The 15,286-nt window shown below is 71.3% G+C and carries 18 protein-coding genes; 6 read left to right on the forward strand and 12 right to left on the reverse strand.

Annotation, left to right across the window (positions count from 1 at the left end):
* Positions 1-8 precede the first annotated feature (8 nt).
* The 9 genes from fliF to DEJ00_RS09770 all read right to left on the reverse strand — a co-directional run bounded on the left by fliF (position 9) and on the right by DEJ00_RS09770 (position 7,347).
* On the reverse strand, positions 9-1,679 hold the full coding sequence (fliF, locus tag DEJ00_RS09730) for a flagellar basal-body MS-ring/collar protein FliF (protein ID WP_111057203.1): 1,671 nt from the start codon (positions 1,677-1,679) through the stop codon (positions 9-11).
* Positions 1,679-2,020 (reverse strand): flagellar hook-basal body complex protein FliE, encoded by a 342-nt coding sequence (gene fliE / locus DEJ00_RS09735; RefSeq protein ID WP_027465513.1) that lies wholly within the window; start codon positions 2,018-2,020, stop codon positions 1,679-1,681. Before fliE ends, fliF begins: the two co-directional genes overlap by 1 nt.
* Positions 2,020-2,415, reverse strand: a complete 396-nt coding sequence (locus DEJ00_RS09740) for a flagellar basal body rod protein FlgC (protein ID WP_071244596.1) — start codon at positions 2,413-2,415, stop codon at positions 2,020-2,022. The genes fliE and DEJ00_RS09740 overlap by 1 nt, the downstream gene beginning before the upstream one ends.
* The gene (locus DEJ00_RS09745) at positions 2,412-2,756 is read right to left on the reverse strand and encodes a flagellar basal body protein (protein ID WP_017886135.1); all 345 of its coding nucleotides are present in this window, start codon (positions 2,754-2,756) and stop codon (positions 2,412-2,414) included. Before DEJ00_RS09745 ends, DEJ00_RS09740 begins: the two co-directional genes overlap by 4 nt.
* 503 nt (positions 2,757-3,259) lie before the next feature.
* Positions 3,260-3,586: a hypothetical protein gene (locus DEJ00_RS09750; protein ID WP_111057204.1), complete on the reverse strand. Its 327-nt coding sequence runs from the start codon at positions 3,584-3,586 to the stop codon at positions 3,260-3,262.
* Positions 3,576-4,049, reverse strand: a complete 474-nt coding sequence (gene fliS, locus DEJ00_RS09755; protein WP_027465510.1) for a flagellar export chaperone FliS — start codon at positions 4,047-4,049, stop codon at positions 3,576-3,578. Before fliS ends, DEJ00_RS09750 begins: the two co-directional genes overlap by 11 nt.
* Before the next feature lie 11 nt (positions 4,050-4,060).
* A complete protein-coding gene (gene fliD / locus DEJ00_RS09760) occupies positions 4,061-5,461 on the reverse strand; it encodes a flagellar filament capping protein FliD (RefSeq protein WP_111057245.1) in 1,401 nt (466 codons plus the stop codon).
* A 94-nt stretch (positions 5,462-5,555) separates the two neighbouring features.
* Positions 5,556-6,413: a flagellin gene (locus DEJ00_RS09765; RefSeq protein ID WP_220038857.1), complete on the reverse strand. Its 858-nt coding sequence runs from the start codon at positions 6,411-6,413 to the stop codon at positions 5,556-5,558.
* Positions 6,414-6,531: 118 nt separating this feature from the next.
* Positions 6,532-7,347 (reverse strand): sigma-70 family RNA polymerase sigma factor, encoded by an 816-nt coding sequence (locus tag DEJ00_RS09770; protein ID WP_027465507.1) that lies wholly within the window; start codon positions 7,345-7,347, stop codon positions 6,532-6,534.
* A gap of 443 nt (positions 7,348-7,790) precedes the next feature.
* Here DEJ00_RS09770 and DEJ00_RS09775 point away from each other — a divergent pair, with 443 nt between their 5' ends.
* The 5 genes from DEJ00_RS09775 to DEJ00_RS09795 all read left to right on the forward strand — a co-directional run bounded on the left by DEJ00_RS09775 (position 7,791) and on the right by DEJ00_RS09795 (position 12,175).
* Complete coding sequence (locus tag DEJ00_RS09775) at positions 7,791-8,276, forward strand: flagellar protein FlgN (RefSeq protein WP_027465506.1); 486 nt, start codon at positions 7,791-7,793, stop codon at positions 8,274-8,276.
* Between the two features lie 4 nt (positions 8,277-8,280).
* Entirely contained in the window at positions 8,281-9,702 is a 1,422-nt protein-coding gene (gene flgK, locus DEJ00_RS09780) for a flagellar hook-associated protein FlgK (protein ID WP_111057206.1), read from the forward strand.
* Positions 9,703-9,704: 2 nt separating this feature from the next.
* Entirely contained in the window at positions 9,705-10,586 is an 882-nt protein-coding gene (locus tag DEJ00_RS09785) for a flagellin (RefSeq protein WP_111057207.1), read from the forward strand.
* Positions 10,583-10,951, forward strand: coding sequence for a flagellar assembly protein FliW (fliW, locus tag DEJ00_RS09790; protein ID WP_111057208.1), 369 nt, complete (start codon positions 10,583-10,585; stop codon positions 10,949-10,951). Before DEJ00_RS09785 ends, fliW begins: the two co-directional genes overlap by 4 nt.
* A gap of 261 nt (positions 10,952-11,212) precedes the next feature.
* Positions 11,213-12,175 carry a hypothetical protein gene (locus tag DEJ00_RS09795; RefSeq protein WP_111057209.1) on the forward strand — a complete coding sequence of 321 codons (963 nt, stop codon included), beginning with the start codon at positions 11,213-11,215 and terminating at the stop codon, positions 12,173-12,175.
* 17 nt (positions 12,176-12,192) lie between these two features.
* Here the strand turns inward: DEJ00_RS09795 and DEJ00_RS09800 are convergent, their stop codons facing one another.
* Positions 12,193-12,840 carry a hypothetical protein gene (locus DEJ00_RS09800; RefSeq protein ID WP_111057210.1) on the reverse strand — a complete coding sequence of 216 codons (648 nt, stop codon included), beginning with the start codon at positions 12,838-12,840 and terminating at the stop codon, positions 12,193-12,195.
* A gap of 38 nt (positions 12,841-12,878) precedes the next feature.
* Between DEJ00_RS09800 and DEJ00_RS09805 the strand changes: the two genes are divergently transcribed.
* The gene (locus tag DEJ00_RS09805) at positions 12,879-13,751 is read left to right on the forward strand and encodes a hypothetical protein (RefSeq protein ID WP_181440141.1); all 873 of its coding nucleotides are present in this window, start codon (positions 12,879-12,881) and stop codon (positions 13,749-13,751) included.
* 70 nt (positions 13,752-13,821) lie between these two features.
* On the opposite strand, the gene DEJ00_RS09810 is transcribed toward DEJ00_RS09805, so the two are convergent.
* On the reverse strand, positions 13,822-14,790 hold the full coding sequence (locus DEJ00_RS09810; RefSeq protein ID WP_027465501.1) for a beta-ketoacyl-ACP synthase III: 969 nt from the start codon (positions 14,788-14,790) through the stop codon (positions 13,822-13,824).
* Between the two features lie 69 nt (positions 14,791-14,859).
* Positions 14,860-15,267 (reverse strand): ChaB family protein, encoded by a 408-nt coding sequence (locus tag DEJ00_RS09815; protein ID WP_111057211.1) that lies wholly within the window; start codon positions 15,265-15,267, stop codon positions 14,860-14,862.
* Positions 15,268-15,286 lie beyond the last annotated feature (19 nt).

Here is a 15,286-nt window from a genome sequence, read left to right on the forward strand (position 1 = left end):
CAGCGCGCTCACACCGGTGCCCGGTCGTCGAGGAGCCCGCGCAGGAGCTCGGCGGTGCGCTTCGGGTCGCGCTCGGCCAGGGCGGAGATGTCCTGACGGCGGCGCTCGGCGGTGATCTCCTCGGTCGTCAGCACCTCGGTGGGGGCGTCGCCGCCGGGCATCGCCGACAGCACCGCGGTCGGGGCGTCACCGGCACCGAGCGTCGCCCGGTCGTCGACGCCGTCCATCGCGAGGGGCAGCTGGAACGTCTCACCGGCGAAGGCGTCGAGCTCGCCGAGGTCGACGGCCTCGCGCTCCTGCTTCCGGTTGCGGCGGGCGACGAAGAACATGATCGCGATGACGGCGAGGACGATGCCGATCACGATGCCTGCGGTGCGGATCGACGACCACAGTGCTTCCTGCTGGTCGGCCTTCTGCTGGGCCTCGAGGGCCTTCGCGGCCTGGTCGGAGGCGCTCGTGTCGAAGTCCATCATCGCGACCTTGACCTGGTCGCCACGGTTCTGGTCGACCCCCGCGGCGGCGGACACCAGGTCGTTGATGCTCTGCAGGTTCGCGTTCTGCACGGCGTCGGCCTTCGAGTTCAGCGCGACCGAGATGGTCTGCCGGTCGAGCCCGCCCGAGGGGATCTGCGTGGTCTCGGTGGTGTGGTCGACGGCGTTGTTCTTCGTCGCCGATTCGTTCTTGTACCCGTCGTCGCCGGTGCCGCTCGTCGCGGTGCCGTTCGGGACGGCGATGTTGTCCGGACCGAGGACCCCGGTCGCGCCGGTCCCCGCACCGGCGCCGGCGCCGTACTCCTCGGTGGTGCTCGACTCGTTCAGTGCGACCGGGCCCGACGTGGGAGACGTGTAGCTCTCGGACGTCCGGGTGCCGGACTCCTGGTTCATCGTCCCGGAGACCACGACGGTCGCGTTGCCGACGCCGAGCGTGGTGTCGAGCAGGTCCTGGATCTTCTTGCTCGTCGCCGCGTCGTAGTCGGCGGCCTGGTCGGCGCCGCTCCCGGTCGCACCGGTGCCGACGGCGGACAGCGTCTGGCCCTTCGCGTCGACGACCGAGACGTCGGTGGGCTGCATGCCCTCGACCGAGGCGCTCGTCAGGTGCACGATGGCCTGCACCTGGTCGGTGCTCAGCTGCGTGCCGTTCTCGGTCGCGATGAACACCGACGCGGTCGGGTCCTTCTCCTCGGAGACGAACACCGACTTCTCCGGGATCGCGAGCTGCACGGTGGCGGTCTGCACGCCGTCCATCGCACCGATGGTCTTGGCGAGCTCGCCCTCCATCGCGCGCTTGTAGGTGACGTCCTGCTGGAACTCCGAGCTCGTCACGCCCATCTTGTCGAGCAGCGAGTAGCCGCCCTCGTTCGACGACGGCAGGCCGTTCGACGCCGCCTTGAGCCGCTCCGAGTACACCTGCGCCTGCGGCACGAGGATCGTCGCGCCGCCGTCGGTGAGCTGGAACGGCACACCGTCGGTCTGCAGCTGGTCCGTGATGGAGCTCGCGTCGGCCGCGGCGAGCCCGGTGAAGAGCGGGGCGTAGGACGCCTTGCCGAGCCAGGACGCGAGGGCGATCCCGCCGAGCACGAGCGCCGCGATCGCCAGGATCGCGATGGTGCGCTGGGCGGCGGAGAAGCCCTTCACGTAGGCGCTGAGGCGCGCGAAGACGTTCTTGACGGCGACGGGCATCAGGCCTGCATCCTCATGATCTCGTTGAAGGCGTCGACGCCCTTGTTGCGGACGGCGGAGACGAGCTCGAGCGTGACCTGCGCGCGGGTGGCGGCGATCGTGGCGTCGTGGATGTCGTCGAGGTTGCCGGTCACGGCCTTGAGCGCCAGGGTCTTCGAGTCGCTCTGCAACGACTGCAGTCCGTCGACGGCGTTGCCGAGGCTCGCGGCGAACCCGCTGCCGTCGGTCGTCGCGCCGGCGGCACCGGTGGCGTTCGTGCTGTCGCTGGACGTCCCCGAGACACTCGTCAGGGCGTTCGTCATCGCGTTGGTGGTCACACCGTTCACGGCGTCGATGGGCATCAGTTCTTCCCGATCTGCAGTGCCGCCTCGTAGGCGGTCTTGGCACGGTCGACCACGGCGGCGTTCGCCTGGTAGCCGCGCTGGGCCATGATGAGGTCCGCCATCTGCGTGCCGAGGTCGATGTCGGGCATGCGGACGTAGCCCTCCTCGTTCGCGAGCGGGTTGTCCGGGTCGTAGGTCACACGGCCGGCGGCGCTGCCGAACGCCGCGCCCTTGACGTAGGCGCCGGAGACGCCGTTGCCCTCCTGCACCTCGACGTAGCGCGCCTGGAACGCGGTGTCGTCCATCGACTTCACGGTGTTCGCGTTGGCGATGTTGTCCGAGACGGCGTCGAGCCACTTCCGGTGCACGGTCAGGCCGGTGCTCGCGATGCCGATCGCGTCGAAGGTCGTCATGAGTTCGTCCGCATCGCCGCACGGACGCTGGTGAGCTCGGAGTTCATCGCCTGCGTGGCGAACTGGTACCGCAGCACGGTGTCGATGTTCGACAGCGTCTCCTCGTCGAGGTTGACGTTGTTGCCGTTCGTGTTCGTCGGCTCGAGGCTGCGCGCCATCGTCGGCGTGGTGGCACCGTCGCCGTCCACGATCGACTTCGCCAGGGCGTCCTCGAACTGGACCTTCTCGGCGTGGTAGTTCGTCGTGTTGATGTTCGCGATGTTGTTCGCGATCACCTTCTGGCGCATCGACAGACCGTCGAGTGCGCTCTGCAGCGCGACGCTCGTCACGGAATCGAACACGAAGGATCCCCTCGTCAGGCGTCGTCGGTGCGACGTCGCCGTGCGGTGGTGGCCGATCCCTGGCCGAACTGGTGAGCGATCCGTGCTCGAGTGGCGCTATCGGAGTCCGTCGTCCGCCGCGTTAGGCGTCGCCCCGAACGGGGGGCGGTGGGTGCGGGTGCGGCGTCGGTGTGCGGTGTCGCTGGTTGCGCGCGCTGACAGTTGCACACGCGCGGGAGCGACACCGTCGACGTCGTACGACATCGACATCGTCGCCCCGTGCACGCGCCACCAGTTGCACGCGCGCGGAAGCGACGGAGCCGACGTCGTACGACAACGACGACGTCGCCCGTTGCGCGCGCCAGCAGTTGCACGCGCGCGAGAGCGACAGGGTCGCCGTCGTACGACGACGACATCGTCGCTCCGTGCAGACGCCGCCGGTTGCGCACGCCGACGGTTGCACGCGCGCGAGAGCGACAGGGTCGCCGTCGTACGACGACGACATCGTCGCCCGCGGGCGCGGGTCAGGCGGAAGCGTCGAGGTACACGGAGCCGCGGGGCTCGCGCGTGGCGTCGACGGCGCGCAGGGCACCGAGGTGCTCCAGCGTCGAGCGGCGGTCCGCCTCGAGCACCGTCATCCGGTCCCGCTGCGCGGCGAGCAGCCGGGAGGCCCGTCCCACCAGGTCCCGCGGCAGCGGTCCCAGCCCGGCCGGCTCCGACCACCCGGCCACGGCCGTGGAGTCGGCCGCCTGCCCGGCGGCGTCGTGCTCCAGGGAGGTGAGCAGGGCCTCCCATCCGGCTCGTCCGTCCGGCTGCTCAGGCGACAGCTCTGCGGACGGATCAGGCGACACCGAGGGCTCCCCCGGTCGGCTGCTGCGTGGTGGGCGTCGCGGGCAGCGACGCGGCTGCCTCGTGCCACGACTGACGCAGCGGCTCGAGGATCCGGATGCAGTCACGGGTGGCCTGCACGTCGCGGTGCACGTTAGCCGTGATGAGCGAGGTGGAGGCGTAGTTGTAGACGGCGAGCAGACCCTCGCCGCCGTCCCAGACGTCGATCCGGAGGGTGCTCGAGAGCTCACCGACGATCGCCTGGGCGTGCAGGAGCTGCTCGCGGGCCGCCTCCCAGTCGGCAGCGACCTGCGCGGCCTCGGCACGGTGCAGGTCGAGCAGCAGCCGGTCGTAGAGCATCGTCACGAGCTGGGCCGGCGTCGCCGACAGCACGGCCTCGTTCGTGTACTGGGCACGACGCTGGTCGGTGACGGTGCGCGGCTGGGCGGCCTGGCGGAATGCGGCTGCCTGGAAGTCGAAGGTCATGGTCGTTCCCGTCAGCTCGACGTCGAGGCCAGCTGGCCGGCGAGCCAGCTCGACTGCGACTGGAGCTTGCTGAGGCTGGTCTCGAGGGATGAGTAGAGGGTCTGCAGCGCGGCCCGGCGCCTCGTCAGCCGGTCGGTCCAGCTGTCGATCTGGGTGTTGAGGTCCTTGGCGACGGCCTGCTGCCCGGTGATGGACGTGGTGATTGAGCCGTCGTACTTGTCGGAGGCGGCGCTGGCGGCGGCGCCCACGTTCGCGGCGACGCCGGAGAGCATCGCCTGGGTGGCCTTCGGATCGGCGGCGAGTGCCTTCTGGAAGACCTCCGGGTCGAAGGTGAAGCTGCCGTCCCTCGTGATCACGATCCCGATCGTCGACGGCGACTTGCCGTCGACCGGGGCGGACATCGTGCTCGTGAGCCGCTGCACGGCGTCGCGGGACGCACCGTCGCCGAGCAGGACGCCGGCCTTCGTCGTCGTGGTGCCGGACGTCGCGCTGGTCGAGCTCGACACCGCGGTGTTCGTCTTGTAGTAGGCGGCGACCGCGTTCATCGCGTCGACGAGCCCGGAGGCCACGGACTGGGCCTTGGTGGTGTCCTGCGCGACCGTCACGGTGACGGGTTCGGTGGTGGCCTTCGACACGGTGACGTCCAGCCCGGGGACGAGCCCGGTGAAGGTGTTCGTCGCGCTCGTCACCGACTGCGCGGCGGCGGTGCCGGCCCAGAGGGTGACGCTGGCGTCGGTCGCCGTGGTGACGACGGCGGCACCGGTCTCGGTGAGGACGTTCGTCGCGGTACCCGCTGCCACGTCGTCGGCGCCGCCCCGGTACACCTGGAAGCCGCCGGCCGCCCCGGTCGTGGCGGACGTGAGCTGCAGGCGGTAGAGCTTGCTGCCGTCGGCGTCGGTGCCGGCGGAGACCTTCGTCGCGGTGACGCCCGCACCGGACTTGTTCAGGGCGGACACGGCGTCGTCGAGCGAACCGGACGCCGGCGTCACGGTGGTCGACTTGCCGCCCGCGCCGACGATCGTGATCGGCTGCGCACCGGTCGACCACGTCGACATCGCGGCCGTGACCCCGACCTGTGCCGAGGCGGTCGAACCGACGGTGAAGCTGATGGAGCCGGCGGTCGCCCCGGTACCGGTGACGGCGGTGGCGCTCGGCGCGGTGCTCGTCGCGGCGAAGAGGTCGAGCGACGAGGCCTTCGCGGCGTCCGCGGCCTTCGTGGCGAGCCCCTGGATCAACCCGTTGAGCGTCTGCAGTGACGAGATGAACGAGTTGGTGGTGATGAGCTTGTTCTTGAGCAGGGTCTGCGGGACCCCCTCGACGCTCATCAGCGAGTTGATGAGGTCGGTCGTCTTGAGACCGCTGACCAGACCGTCGATCGCGAGGCTGCTGCTCGAGGACACGGACGAGGACATCGTCGACACTCCCTGGCGTCGTGGAGGTGGTCAGGATGGTGGCGTCCGTCCTCCGGGACACCCGATCGGGCCCGGAGGACGGACGTCGTGATGGCTAGCGCAGGAGCGAGAGCACGCCCTGGGTGCTCTGGTTCGCCTGCGCGAGCATCGAGGTGCCGGCCTGGCTGAGGATGTTGTCGCGCGTGTACTTGACCATCTCCTGCGCCATGTCGACGTCGGTGATGCGCGAACCGGCAGCGGTGAGGTTCTCCTTGGCCACGTTCGTCACGTTGATGGCGTGGTCGAAGCGGTTCTGGACCGCACCGAGGTTGGAACGAGCCTCCGAGACCGACTTGATCTGCGCGTCGAGCTCGGTCACCGCGAGGCGAGCGTTGTCGCCCGTGGTGAAGTCGAGCGCCTTGACCGCCGTGGCGACCTTCGAGACGTCCGCGCCGGTGAGGTCGATGTCGATCTTGCTGGCGTCGGAGCCGTCCGCCCCGACCTGGAAGGTCAGCTTGCCGGTACCGGGACCAGCAGCCGTGGTGGAGGCCTTGCCGTCGAGCAGCTTGATCCCGTTGAAGTTGGTCGAGTCCGAGATGCGCTGCAGCTCCTCCTGGAGCTGACCGACCTCGGTCGTGATCGCCTTCCGCGAGTCCTCGTTGTTCGAGTCGTTGCCGGCCTGGACAGCCAGGTCGCGCATGCGCTGGAGGATCGAGTGGGTCTCGGTGAGGCCACCTTCAGCGGTCTGCACGACGGAGATGCCGTCCTGCGCGTTGCGGGCGGCGACCGTGAGGCCACCGACCTGGGACTTCAGCCCCTCGGAGATCGACAGACCGGCAGCGTCGTCGGCAGCACGGTTGATGCGGAGGCCGGTCGAGAGCTTCTCGAGGGACTTCGACAGGTCGTTCTGCGTCGCGTTGAGGTTCCGGTACGTGTTGAGTGCCGAGAGGTTGGTGTTGATGGACATACCCATGGTGGTTTCCTCCGTGAATGTGGGTCGTGCGTCGGCCCGTCCGTGGGCTGACATGGATGACTCTCGGCCGGTTGCCGGGAGTCGTTAGGGGATCGGCGGAGAAGTTTCCGCCGACGTCTCAACTCGCCGCGACAGCCGGGCCGGACGCGGCGTCGTGCACGGCACGGGCGACACCGGCGGCGGCGTTCGTGGCGACACGGGCGAGGTAGGCGCTGCGGCGAGCCGCGGTGGTGCGGCTCGCGGGCTCGACGGTGGTGCCGTCGCCGTAGTGGGCCGCCAGACCGTCGTGGAGCAGACGCATCGCCTCGGAGCGCTGCTGCGAGACGGCCGAGTGCGTGATGCCGAGCTCGGCGGCGACGTCGGTGACCGAGCGGTCGCCGAAGTACACGGCCTCGACGATGAAGCGCATCCGCTCCGGCAGGGCCTCGACCGCGGCGCGGAGGTACCGGCGCTTCTCGGTCTCGAGCAGGTCGTCCCCGGGGAGCGGCAGGTCCGCGGCGACGAGGTCGTGCACGGTCTCGTCGAGCGGCGCGACGGTCCGGGCGGCGTCGCTCATCGCGTCGACGGCGGTCTGCTTGTCGACGCCCATGGCATCGGCGATCTCCTGGGCACCGACGCTCCGACCGAGGCGTGCGGACAGGGCCTCCTGCGTTGCCAGGGTCTCGCGGATCCGCTTCCGGGTGCCGCGGGAGGCCCAGTCGGCCGAGCGCATGTCGTCGGCCAACGCACCGGCGATCCGGGTGCGGGCGTAGGCGCCGAACGGCACGCCGAGGGTGGGGTCGAAGGCCTCGGCGGCTGCGACGAGTGCGAGCGATCCGACGGCGGCGAGGTCGTCGCGGTCCAGGTGCGTCGCCCGGGAGCGGACGTCGGCCACGATGTAGCCCACGAGCGGGAGGTGCTCCACGATCATCGCGTTGCGTTCGGTGCGGTCCATGCTGTTCCCCTGGTCGACCTGACGTGTGTCGGCTCACCCGTCCGTGGGCGCGACGGACGCCGGCCTCGGATGGCCGGTGCGTACGCCGAAGACCCGCCCGGGTCCCTCCGAGCGGTGCACCCCGCATCGTTCCCGAGCGGTTCCGGGTGTCCCCCGGGGTGCGTTCTGAATGTATCGGCTGGCAATGCGCTGAACAGGTGCACAACCGTCCCCAGTGCGGGGGTGTCAGGCCCCGTTTCGGGTCGGCATTTGGGGGGACCCGGGGTCGGGAACGCCCGTTCTTGTCCCCCGACGGGGGTCATCGGGTCACAGAGTCGACGAGTACGGGGGACGGCACTCGGCCGCCGGGGCTTACGGTCGCGGTCACGGAGTCGATAGGTCCCGGTGTCCGCAGGATGACGGACCGGGGACCACCCCGACGAACCACCACCTGGGAGGAGCTGATGAGCGTGAACGACCTGTCCGCCGTGCTCTGGCGCGAACGCGAGCTGCTCGAACTGCTCACCTTCAAGCTCGAGGAGGAACAGCTCCTGCTCACCGCGGGCCGCTCCCGCTGGGTGTCGCACGCCAGCCGCGAGGTCGAGCAGGTCCTCGACCGGCTCCGCAGCACCGGTCTCGAGCGCGCCGCGCAGAGCGCCGAGGTCGCCGAGGAGTGGGGCGTGGCCGCCGACGCTCCCCTGCGCGACGTCGTCGCCGCGGCACCGAACGGGCCGTGGGGCGAGATCCTGTCGTCACACCTCACCGCGATGGTCGAGCTGACCACCCAGATCGGTGCCCTCCGCGACGAGAACGACCGGTTCCTCCGTGCCGCCGCCCAGGCCACCGAGGAGACCCTGGCGGGGACCGTCACCGGTGCCGCCACCTACGACGCCAGTGGGACGTCCGGCGCAGGCCAGGACGGCGCCCGCCTGTTCGAGGGGACGCTGTAGCACCGTGGTCAGTACCTTCGGATCCCTCGCGACCGCCTACTCCGGCCTGGCAGCCGCCCGTGCCGGCATCGACGTCACCGGCCAGAACATCGCGAACGCCGGCACCGCGGGCTACACGCGGCAGCGCGTCACGCAGAACTCGATCCCCGCGACCCAGACCGGGTTCATGCGGGGCACCGCGGCCCTCGCCGGCCAGGGCGTCTCGGTCGACGGCATCGCCCGCCTGGCGTCCCTGACGCTCGACGCCGGTGTCCGCGTCGCCGCCGGTTCGTCGGCCTACGCCGATGCCCGCGCCACGGCGCTCTCCGCCCTCGAGACCGGGCTGCACGAGCCCGGCAAGGACGGCCTGAGCGCCAAGCTCGACGCGTTCTGGTCGTCGTGGAGCGAGCTCGCCAGCCACCCCGACGACCCGGGTGCCGCCAGTGCCGTGCTCGGGGCCGCCGGCACCGTCGTCGCCGCCCTGGCCGCCGGCTCGAAGGCCGTCGACGCGCAGTGGTCCTCGGTGCGCGGCACCCTGACCGGGCAGGTCGCCCAGCTGAACGGCGCCGCGGAGCAGGTCGCCGACCTGAACGGCCAGATCCGCACCGCGCTCGCCTCGGGCGGCAACGCCAACGAGCTGCTCGACCAGCGCGACCAGCTCACGCAGCAGATCGCCACGCTCGCCGGCGGCACCACCCGGACGAACGCCGACGGCACGGTCGACGTGCTCCTCGGCGGCAACCCGCTGGTGCAGGGCACCGACGCCCGCTCGGTCGCCCTCGGCGGCGGCGAACGTCTCGCCGACGGCACCGCGGTCACCCTGACATGGACCACCGGCACGGCCGGGGTGGTCGGACTGGGCGGCGGGTCGATCGGTGGCGCCCTCGCGGTCCTCGCACCCGCGTCCGGCACCGGCACCGGCGGCGCACTCGCCGAGGCCTCCGCGTCCTACGACGCCGTGGCCACGCGGCTCGCCACGACCGTGAACGCCCTGCACGCCGCCGGGACCACCCCGGCCGGCACCACCGGCGCCCCCTTCTTCTCCCTGGCGGCCGGCGTCCCCGCCGCCCAGGCACTCGGCGTCGTCCCCACGGACGCCGGTGGGCTGGCGACGCGGAACGCGGCGGGGGAACTCGACGACTCGTTCGCCGACGCGCTCGCGCGACTCGGGGCGTCGTCGGACGGCGCCGATCAGGTCTGGGCGACGTTCGTGGCGGGGGTGGGCACCGCCTCCAGGTCGGCCACGTCGGAATCGACGATGACCGGCCTCGCGCTCACCAACGCGCGCACCCAGCAGCAGTCCAGCGCCGGCGTCGACCTCGACGAGGAGAACGTCAACCTGCTGAGCTACCAGCACGCGTACCAGGGCGCGGCGCGCGTCCTGACCGCGGTCGACGAGATGCTCGACACCATCATCAACCGCGTCGGACTCGTCGGGAGGGGCTGATCGTGATCACCCGTGTGACCACCCAGATGTCGATGGCGGCCGCCTCGGCCCGGCTGCAGGCCGGTGCCGCGCGGGTCGCCGAGCTCACCGACCAGGCCACGACGCTGCGTGCGATCCAGAAGCCCTCGGACGACCCGGTCGGCACCGCGTCGTCGATGCAGGTGCGCAAGGAGCAGGCCGCAGCCGCGCAGTACTCGCGGAACGCGAACGACGCCGCGGCGTGGCTCGCGACCACCGACAGTGCGCTGTCCGGCGTGTACTCGGTGCTCAACAACGTCCGCGACCTCACGGTGCGGGCCGCGAACTCAGGCACCATGAGCGACACCGACCGCGACGCGTTCGTCACGCAGTTCCGGTCGCTCAAGGCCGACCTCGAGGCACGCGCCAACACGACCTACGGCACCCGTTCGGTGTTCGCGGGATCATCGACCGCCGCTGTCGCCTACGACCCCGCGACGGGTTGGGCGGCATCGGGCACCGACGTGTCCCGTCGGGTCGGCGACGGCACCACGGTGCGGGTCGACACCACCGGCACCGCGGTCTTCGGCTCCGGCGACGACTCGGTGTTCGGCATGATCGACTCCATCGTCAGCGACCTGCAGAACGGGGTGAACGTGAACGCTCGCATCGGGGACGTCGACACGGCGCTCGGGACCGTCCGCGGCGCCCAGGCCGACGTCGGCGTCCGGCACGCCGCTGCACTCGCGGCGCAGGACTCGCTGAAGTCCGCGACCGTCTCGCTCGAGAGCCGCCGCGCCGACATCGAGGACGTCGACCTCGCGAAGGCCGTCCTCGACCTGCAGGTGCAGCAGACCAACTACCAGGCAGCCCTCGCCGTCACCGCGAAGGTCCTGCAGCCGACCCTGATGGACTACCTCCGATGAGCATCTCCCTGACCTTCGCCGTCCCGCCGTTCGGGCTCGCTCACGCCGCGGCCTTCGAGCTCTCGCCGGTCGACGGCGCCGAGGGGCTGTTCACGCTCGTCGGCGACGGCGCACGGCTGTTCCTGCTCGACGCCGCGGTGCACCTGCCGTCGTACGCGCCGGAGCTCACCGACGAGCAGGCCGCCGGGCTCGGGTTGACCGACCCCGCCGACGCGATGCTGCTCGTGGTCGCGAACCCCGGAGCGTCCGGCACCACGGTGAACCTGCTCGCGCCGATCGTCGTGAACGCCCGGACCGCCGTGGGCGCGCAGGTCATCCTCGAGGAGCAGGACCTGCCGCTGCGGGCGGAGCTCGCGCGGGTGTAGGTGGGGGCGGCGGGGGCGGGGCCGGTCGGGCCCGGTCGACGCGGAACGACACTGTCGACGTCGTACGACATCGGTGCTGTCGCACCTCCGCGTCTGCAACTGTTGCGCACGCGTGACAGCGACAGAGTCGCCGTCGTACGACATCGACATCGTCGCAAGTTGCTTCCGCCTCATCCCTCCACAGCCTGGAGGCGCGGCTCGTCATCCACAGATCGGCTCACCGTCGCCGCGTGGACGGTCCGGGCGATCGATGGTTGATCCATGGACGACCGCGCACGCACCATCCCCCTCATCCGCACGACCGGCAAGCCCAGCGCCGAACGCCGGGCACTGCAACGCCGGGTCCGTCGGGGCGAGTTGGTCGCGGTACGTCCGGGGGTCCTGGTCTCCCCGTCGTCGGTCGTCGAACTCCGGCCCGAGGGCCACCTGTTGCTCCTGGTGCGCGCAACCGCGCCGATGATCCACGCGCCGAGGGCCTTCGCGCGCTCGGCTGCGGCTGCCGTGCACGGACTCCCCTTCGTCCATGCCCCTCCGGCGAAGGTCGACGTGGTCGATCCGCGCCGCGAACGCTCCGACACGTCAGCACATCTGCGGCTCCATCCCGGACCGCTCGTCCGCGAGCCGACGCCGGACGCACGGTGGGCCGGCCTGCCCGCGACCACCCCCGCGGAGATCGACGGAGCGCCCGTCACGTCATTGGCACGGACCCTCGTCGACATCGCGGGTTCGTCCACCCTCGAGTTCGCGCTGCCGATGATCGACCAGGCGCTCCACGATCGGCATCTCCTGCCCGAGGTCCTGCTCGACGAACTCGCCGCGACGGGGCCCACGAGCCATGACAAGGCAGGGATCGCCGTGGGGATGGGCTCGGCGCTGTCGGGGTCACCGGCGGAGTCAGTGTGCCGCGTGCGTTTCCGCGAGATCGGGGTGCCGGAGCCGGTGCAGCAGCACGTGTTCGCCCGGGCCGGATCGGCCACGGCGATCGTGGACTTCTGGTTCCCCGACCAGGGCGTCGTGGTCGAGGTCGACGGCCGCGCGAAGTACGAGGACTCGGCGCTGCTCGACGGGCGATCCACCGCGGACGCGCACTGGCGCGAGAAACGTCGTGAGGACTTCATCCGGTCGTTCCCCGAGGTCCGTGTGGTCGTCCGGCTCTCGTGGTCCGACCTGATGCAGCCCGACCGGGTGCGGGCTGCCCTCCGGCGCGCGGGTGTGCCGTGCTGAGGCTGCGTGTTCGACGATCAGCGCGGACGACGCGGCGCGTCCTGGTGGTACGTGCGCTGACGCTCGATCCTCGGCCGATCGGACGCTTCACCGGCGTGCGCCACCCCACCGACCACGACCTCACCGAGTCCCACGCGGACACCACGCACCGGCCCCACGCCCTTGACCACGCCGCCGCGGTGGTCGGGGTCGGGCTCCCGGTGGTCCCCGCCGTCCGCCAGTTCGACGTCTCGCAACGAGACCGGCCCGAGCACCTGCGCGCCCTCGCCGATCCGCGCCGGCCCCTCGACGAGACACCCGGCCGTCAGGCGAGCCCGACCACCGATCACGACGTCGGACCCGTCAGCCACGATGGTCACCGGGCCCGGGCCGAGTTCGGCCTCCTCGCCGATGTGCACGGCCGACGCCGACGCGACGACGGTCACGGGTCCGGGGCCCAGGCGGGCACCGGCGGCCAGCGTGATCACCCCACCGTGACGGGTCTCGAGCGTCGTGGACGGGTACAGCTCCACGCCGGGCAGGACCGACACGCCCACCCCGATCAGGACGGACGCGGGATCGAGCACCCGGACCTCGGGCGCGAGGGCGGCCACCTGCCGGACGGTCAGGAACCCGGCCGCACGACGGGCGGCGTCGAGGGGTCCCTGCTCCGGATCGGTGTCCACCCAGCGAGCCTCTCACGTGCCCGGCGTACGGTGAACGCATGGCCCGTGCCCCGAAGGACCAGTCGATCGTGCCCCTGCCGACCGCACCGGTCTCCCCCACCTCTTCCGACCCCCGAACGCAGCAGGTCCAGCCCTCGGGCTGGGCCAAGTGGCTCGATCGGGTCATCAGCGTGCAGCGTCCTGTCGTGGTCGCGCACGTCAACGCGATCCGTCGCCGCAAGCCCGACGCGACCCCCGCCGAGGTGATCCAGATCCTCGAGCGGCAGTACCTTGCCGCCGTCACGACCGGCGGTGCCGCGGTCGGTGCGAGTGCGGTGATCCCCGGAGTCGGGATGGCCGCTGCGCTCGGACTGAGCGGCGCGGAGACGGTCGGGTTCCTCGAGACCACCGCCCTGTTCGCACAGTCGGTGACCGAGGTGCACGGCATCGCGCTGGACGACCCGGAGCGCGCCCGCACGCTGGTGATGGCGATGATCCTCGGCGCACCGGGCACGCAGCTCATCAAGCAGCTCGCCGGACAGGCCGCCGGCGGTCAGGCCCGGACCGCGTTCTGGGGCGAGATGGTGACGTCCTCGCTGCCGAAGCAGGTCGTCAACGGCATCGGCGGACAGGTCCGTGACCAGTTCATCAAGCGCTTCGCCATCCGACAGGGCGGCTCGGTCCTCGGCCGCGCGCTCCCGTTCGGCATCGGCGCGGCCGTCGGCGGTCTGGGGAACCACGCCCTGGGGCGCAAGGTGATCCAGGCGTCGCGGACGGGGTTCGGCATGCCGCCGGCGGAGTTCCCGATCGTGCTGACGGTCACACCGGCTGCCGAGAAGACCCGGCGCGCGCTGCCGTGGAAGCGCGGCGCGGGCAACGACCAGGACCTCTGGACCGAGCCGGGCCAGGACGCCCCCCGCGCGAAGCGTTAGCGGGACGACCGAGCAGGGCCCGGGCGCGGTTGCTCAGCAGCCGAGCCCGGGCCGTTCGTGCAACTGCGCCTCAGAAGGACCGCACCGGCGTCGTCACGACCTGCCCGGCATGGGCGAACCCACCACCGAACCCGAACAGCAGCGCCGGCACCCCCTCCGGCAGGTCGCCACGCTCCCACGCCTTCGACAGCCCGAGCGGCACACTCGCGGCCGAGGTGTTCCCGGACTCGACGACGTCGCGGATGACGAACTTCGACTCCCCGCCGAGCGCGGTCACGAGCGGCTCGATGATCCGCAGGTTCGCCTGGTGGAACGCGAACACCTCGATGTCGTCCATCGAGAGCCCGGCGGCCTCGACGACCTTGCGGGCGTGCCCCTCGGCCTCGGTGATCGCCCACCGGTAGATCGAGCGGCCCTCCTGGTTGAACCGCCCGGGCGACCCCTCGACACGGACGGCGTCGAGCAGGTGCGGCACGCTCCCCCACGACACCGGGCCGATCTCGGGCGTCTCGGCGACCCCGAGCACGGCGGCACCGGCCCCGTCACCGACGAGTACGCACGTCGACCGGTCGGTCCAGTCGGCGATGCCGGACAGAACCTCGGACCCGATGACGAGCGCGACGTCGGCCGAACCGGTGCGGATGGACTGGTCGGCGAGCCCGAGCGCGTACTCGAAACCGCTGCACGCGGTGTTGATGTCGATCGGCGCCGGGCCGTTCGTCATGCCGAGAGCGGCGGCGACCCGACCTGCCGTGTACGGCGCGCGGTCCTGGTGGGTGGTGGAGGCGACGATGACGAGTCCGACGGCCGAGGGTGACACCCCGGCGTCGGCGAGGGCACGACGTCCGGCCTCGATCGCCATCGACGTCACGGTGTCGTCGGGCCCGGCAATCCGACGCGTCTGGATCCCGGTGCGGGTGCGGATCCACTCGTCGTTCGTGTCGACCATCGTCGACAGCTCGTCGTTGGTCAGGACGCGTTCGGGCTGGTGGTGTCCGAATCCGAGGATGCGGCTGCCGCGGAGTGCTGGGATGTTCATCGTCGGCACGTTACCCCCTCACTCCACCGCCGCATGCCGACCGGGGAATGGAGAGCACCGCACCCGCGGTCACTTCCGCGCCGCTGCGGTCGCGCGGTCGTTCGCCTTGCCGATCGCCTCGACCAGCTCGTCCTTGGTCATCTTCGAGCGACCGCTGACGTCGAGTCGCTTCGCGACGTCCATCAGATGCGCCTTCGAGGCGTTCGCGTCGACGCCGCCCTCGGTCTTCCCCGAAGAACGCGAACCGGAACCGCGGGAGCCAGCGGCGCCGGAGTCGGACGGCCCGGAGGACTCCTTCTCCTCCCAGTGGTCGCCGACCTTCTCGTACTCGTGCTTCACGGCGGCGAACGCCGTGCGGTGCGCCCGCTCGCCCGGGCCGTACGTCTCGTTCGCCGAGTCCAGTGTCTTCTCGAAGACCTCCTGCGCGTGCTCCGGTGACCGCTGCAGGGTGCTGGGGATCTCGTCCTTGGCTGGCATGGCTGCTCCTCTCGAGTGG

It is taken from the genome of Curtobacterium sp. MCLR17_039, from assembly GCF_003234745.1.
In the GTDB taxonomy this organism is placed as follows: Bacteria; Actinomycetota; Actinomycetes; order Actinomycetales; family Microbacteriaceae; genus Curtobacterium; species Curtobacterium flaccumfaciens.

What these genes read in the sequence shown, in the direction of transcription:
- fliF (WP_111057203.1), bottom strand. Translation starts at nt 1,679, where the DNA reads ATGCCCGTCGCCGTCAAGAACGTCTTCGCGCGCCTCAGCGCCTACGTG.
- fliE (WP_027465513.1), bottom strand. Translation starts at nt 2,020, where the DNA reads ATGCCCATCGACGCCGTGAACGGTGTGACCACCAACGCGATGACGAAC.
- DEJ00_RS09740 (WP_071244596.1), bottom strand. Translation starts at nt 2,415, where the DNA reads ATGACGACCTTCGACGCGATCGGCATCGCGAGCACCGGCCTGACCGTG.
- fliS (WP_027465510.1), bottom strand. Translation starts at nt 4,049, where the DNA reads ATGACCTTCGACTTCCAGGCAGCCGCATTCCGCCAGGCCGCCCAGCCG.
- fliD (WP_111057245.1), bottom strand. Translation starts at nt 5,461, where the DNA reads ATGTCCTCGTCCGTGTCCTCGAGCAGCAGCCTCGCGATCGACGGTCTG.
- DEJ00_RS09765 (WP_220038857.1), bottom strand. Translation starts at nt 6,413, where the DNA reads ATGGGTATGTCCATCAACACCAACCTCTCGGCACTCAACACGTACCGG.
- DEJ00_RS09770 (WP_027465507.1), bottom strand. Translation starts at nt 7,347, where the DNA reads ATGGACCGCACCGAACGCAACGCGATGATCGTGGAGCACCTCCCGCTC.
- DEJ00_RS09775 (WP_027465506.1), top strand. Translation starts at nt 7,791, where the DNA reads ATGAGCGTGAACGACCTGTCCGCCGTGCTCTGGCGCGAACGCGAGCTG.
- fliW (WP_111057208.1), top strand. Translation starts at nt 10,583, where the DNA reads ATGAGCATCTCCCTGACCTTCGCCGTCCCGCCGTTCGGGCTCGCTCAC.
- DEJ00_RS09795 (WP_111057209.1), top strand. Translation starts at nt 11,213, where the DNA reads ATGGACGACCGCGCACGCACCATCCCCCTCATCCGCACGACCGGCAAG.
- DEJ00_RS09805 (WP_181440141.1), top strand. Translation starts at nt 12,879, where the DNA reads ATGGCCCGTGCCCCGAAGGACCAGTCGATCGTGCCCCTGCCGACCGCA.
- DEJ00_RS09810 (WP_027465501.1), bottom strand. Translation starts at nt 14,790, where the DNA reads ATGAACATCCCAGCACTCCGCGGCAGCCGCATCCTCGGATTCGGACAC.
- DEJ00_RS09815 (WP_111057211.1), bottom strand. Translation starts at nt 15,267, where the DNA reads ATGCCAGCCAAGGACGAGATCCCCAGCACCCTGCAGCGGTCACCGGAG.